A 3,395-nucleotide genomic window follows, 5' to 3' on the forward strand; every position below is an offset into this window, starting at 1 on the left:
CGACGTCCTGCGCCGCAACGGGGTGGCCGAGGTGGTGGTCCGCGTCCCCGCCGGCACCGGACCCGAGGCGCCCGCGAGGTGGTCCGCGGTCGCGGAGACCCCGGACGGTGAGGCGCCCCTCGACGGGCTCTGCGTTCCGGCGGAACTTCTCCACTCGGGTACCTCCCATCCCGCGCTTGACGCCGCCGGCACGGTCCTCGGCGGAGGGCGGATCCTCCAGCTGGAGGGACTGCCGGGGTCGCCGCGCCCGCCCCGCTCCGGCCCGGAGGTGGAACGCGATGTGTCCGCGATCCTCGCGTTGCTCGAGCGCCTCAGCGCGCCCCGATACGCCGGGTTGGGGCGGCTGGTCCTCACCCCGACCGTGGACGACATGACCTCGGGCCGCCTCACCCCGGTGGAGGCACTGGCGTCGGTACGTCGGGTGGCCGAGGCCGCCCCGCGGCTGGCCGAGTGACCGATCCGATCTAGGTGTCGGCGATCGGCCACTGTGTGTTGACGTCCGAGGCGTCCTTGCCCGACTGCTCGAGATAGGCCGCGAAATCGCGTTGCCGCGTCTCGTGCCACTGCGCCTGCTGCGCGTTGACCGCGCGCCAGTCCGCTCCGGCCAGTTCGGGGATCGAGCCGAGTAGCTTCCACGCCAGGCGGGCCGCCGCGAGCGCATCGGCCGCGGCCTCGTGGGCGCCGTCCAACCGCACGCCGTGGTGGGCGCACAGGGCCTCGAGGGTGCGCTTGCCCTTGCGGTACGGGTCGGTCGCCCGGTCGACGACGTAGGGGTCGATGACCGGGCCGAGCACCTCGAACGAGGGGTCCCATCTCCTGAGGATGGTGAGGTCGTACGCGGCGTTGAACACCACCAGGGTCCGCCCCTCCCGCCACCCCGTCCGGACCCCGGCGATGGTCTCGGCCACCACCTCCGCATGCGGCCTTCCGTGCTGCCTGGCCTGGGCGGTGGTGATGCCGTGCACAGCCGTGGCGCCCTCCGGAATGTCTATACCCGGATCGGCCATCCAGTTGAGTTCCACCTTTCGGGGCCCGTCGATCGCGACGAGGGCCGAGGTGACGACATGCGCGGTCCGGGGATCGGGTCCGGTGGTCTCGAGGTCGAATGCCAGCAGCCGGTTCCGGTCGAGGGAGACAGGGGTGATGTTCTCTGGGTTCATGCGGTCACCGTAGGCCAGCGCCCCGACACGCCGGGCATGTGTCGCATTACCCTGTCCTCGTGAGCCAAGCGAGTCGAAGCAACGAGCCCGTCGGCACCGGGGACATCCCCCCGGAGGTACGGCAGGCGTGGACCGACCTCGCGGAGACGGTGCGGGATCACCAGTTCCGCTATTACGTCAAGGACGCCCCCATCGTCTCCGACGCCGAGTTCGACAGGCTGTTCCACGACCTGGAGGCGCTGGAGGAACTCCACCCCGAGCTGCGTACGGCGGACTCCCCGACACAGCTCGTCGGGGGTGGCTTCTCCACCGATTTCGCGCCGGTCGAACACCTTCAGCGGATGACGAGCCTGGATAACGTGTTCTCCGAGGAGGAGCTGCGCGCGTGGGTGGCCTCGGCGGTCGAACAGGCTCACATCCCCGCGGAGGACCTTCGGTTCCTGTGCGAGGTCAAGATCGACGGGGTGGCGCTCGACCTGGTCTACCGCGAGGGGAGGTTGGTCAGCGCGGCCACCCGCGGGGACGGTCGAACGGGCGAGGACGTCACGCTCAACGCCCGGACGATCGACGACATCCCGGTCACGCTCACCCCGACGAAGGACCGCCCCGTTCCCGCGTTGCTCGAGGTCAGGGGGGAGGTGTTCTTCCGGCTCGAGGACTTCGCCGACCTCAACGCGCGGCTCGTCGCCGACGGCAAGCCACCGTTCGCCAATCCCCGCAACAGCGCGGCCGGGTCACTGCGGCAGAAGAACCCGGCGATCACCGCCCAGCGCCGCCTCGGGATGTACTGTCACGGCCTCGGCGTGGTCGAGGGAGCGACCTTCGACAGCCTCCACGACGTCTATCTCGCGCTTGCGGACTGGGGCCTGCCCGTCTCTCCCCACACCGCCCCGGCGACCGGGGTCGACGAGGTACTCGAGCGGATGCGGTACTGGGGCGAACACCGGGACGACCCCGAGCACGAGATCGACGGCCTCGTGGTGAAGATCGACGACCGGGCCGTCCAGCGTCGACTCGGTCAGACGTCGCGGGCACCGCGGTGGGCGATCGCCTACAAGTACCCGCCCGAGGAGGTCATGACCGAGTTGCTCGACATCCGTGTCTCCGTGGGTCGTACCGGGCGGGTCACACCGTTCGCCCACATGGAGCCGGTGCTCGTCGCCGGCTCCACGGTCTCGCTCGCGACCCTGCACAACCAGACCGAGGTCAAGCGCAAGGGTGTTCTGATCGGTGACACCGTGGTGATCCGCAAGGCCGGGGACGTCATCCCGGAGGTCCTCGGCCCGGTGGTGGAGCGCCGGGACGGGACCGAGCGCGAGTTCGTCTTCCCCGAGCGCTGCCCCGAGTGTGAGACCGTCCTGGCGCCGGCGAAGGAGGGGGACGCGGACTGGCGTTGTCCGAACCAGCGGTCCTGTCCCGCACAGCTCCGAGAGCGACTGTTCTACCTGTCCTCGCGGAACGCACTCGACATCGAGGCGCTCGGCTACGAGGGAGCCTCCGATCTCCTCGCCAGCGGGGTGCTGGACAACGAGGCCGGTCTGTTCGACCTCACCGAGGCGGACCTCCTCCGCACCTCCCTCTACACCCGACTGGACAAGGCGACACGCAAGCAGGTCGAGGAGGGCGCCGAGCCGGAGCGAACCGTGCTCACCGAGAACGGCCGCAAGCTGCTGGCGAATCTCGAGACGGCGAGGGACCGGCCACTGTGGCGGGTGCTCGTCGCGTTGTCGATCCGCCACGTCGGGCCGACCGCCGCACGCGCGTTGGCCACCCGGTTCGGCACCATGGAGGACATCCGCGCCGCCTCGGAGGTGGAGCTGGCGGAGACGGACGGCGTCGGCGCGACCATCGCGGCCTCGGTGGTGGAGTGGTTCGATGTGGACTGGCATCGCGAGATCGTCGACCGGTGGGCGGCCTCGGGCGTCTCGATGGCCGATGAACGGGACGCGTCGATCCCGCGCACCCTCGAGGGCCTGACCATCGTGGCGACCGGATCCCTGGAGGGGTTCACCCGCGACGGGATCAAGGAGGCGATCATCGCTCGCGGTGGCAAGGCCTCGGGATCGGTGTCCAAGAAGACCGACTACGTGGTTGTGGGGGACAACCCGGGGTCGAAGGCGGCCAAGGCTGAGGAGCTGGGGCTGACCATCCTCGACGAGGCCGGCTTCGTGGAGCTGTTGGAGAACGGCCCGGCGCGGGAGGACGAAGACGGGGCCGACCCCGAGCCCGCCGATC

The 3,395-nt window shown here is 70.3% G+C and carries 2 protein-coding genes and 1 pseudogene; 2 read left to right on the top strand and 1 reads right to left on the bottom strand.

The features are described 5' to 3' along the window. Window positions 1-454, top strand: a pseudogene (locus G6017_RS06460) (cobalamin-independent methionine synthase); the annotation flags it as partial. Between the two features lie 10 nt (window positions 455-464). On the opposite strand, the gene G6017_RS06465 reads toward G6017_RS06460, so the two are convergent. After that, window positions 465-1,160, bottom strand: a complete 696-nt coding sequence (locus G6017_RS06465; protein WP_182611333.1) for an exonuclease domain-containing protein — start codon at window positions 1,158-1,160, stop codon at window positions 465-467. Window positions 1,161-1,264: 104 nt separating this feature from the next. Between G6017_RS06465 and ligA the strand changes: the two genes are divergently transcribed. Beyond that, window positions 1,265-3,395: NAD-dependent DNA ligase LigA (gene ligA, locus G6017_RS06470; protein WP_524536253.1), on the top strand; the 2,131-nt coding region annotated here is incomplete at its 3' end.

Origin of the sequence: Dietzia sp. B44 (genome assembly GCF_014145245.1) — a bacterium.
In the GTDB taxonomy this organism is placed as follows: Bacteria; Actinomycetota; Actinomycetes; order Mycobacteriales; family Mycobacteriaceae; genus Dietzia; species Dietzia natronolimnaea.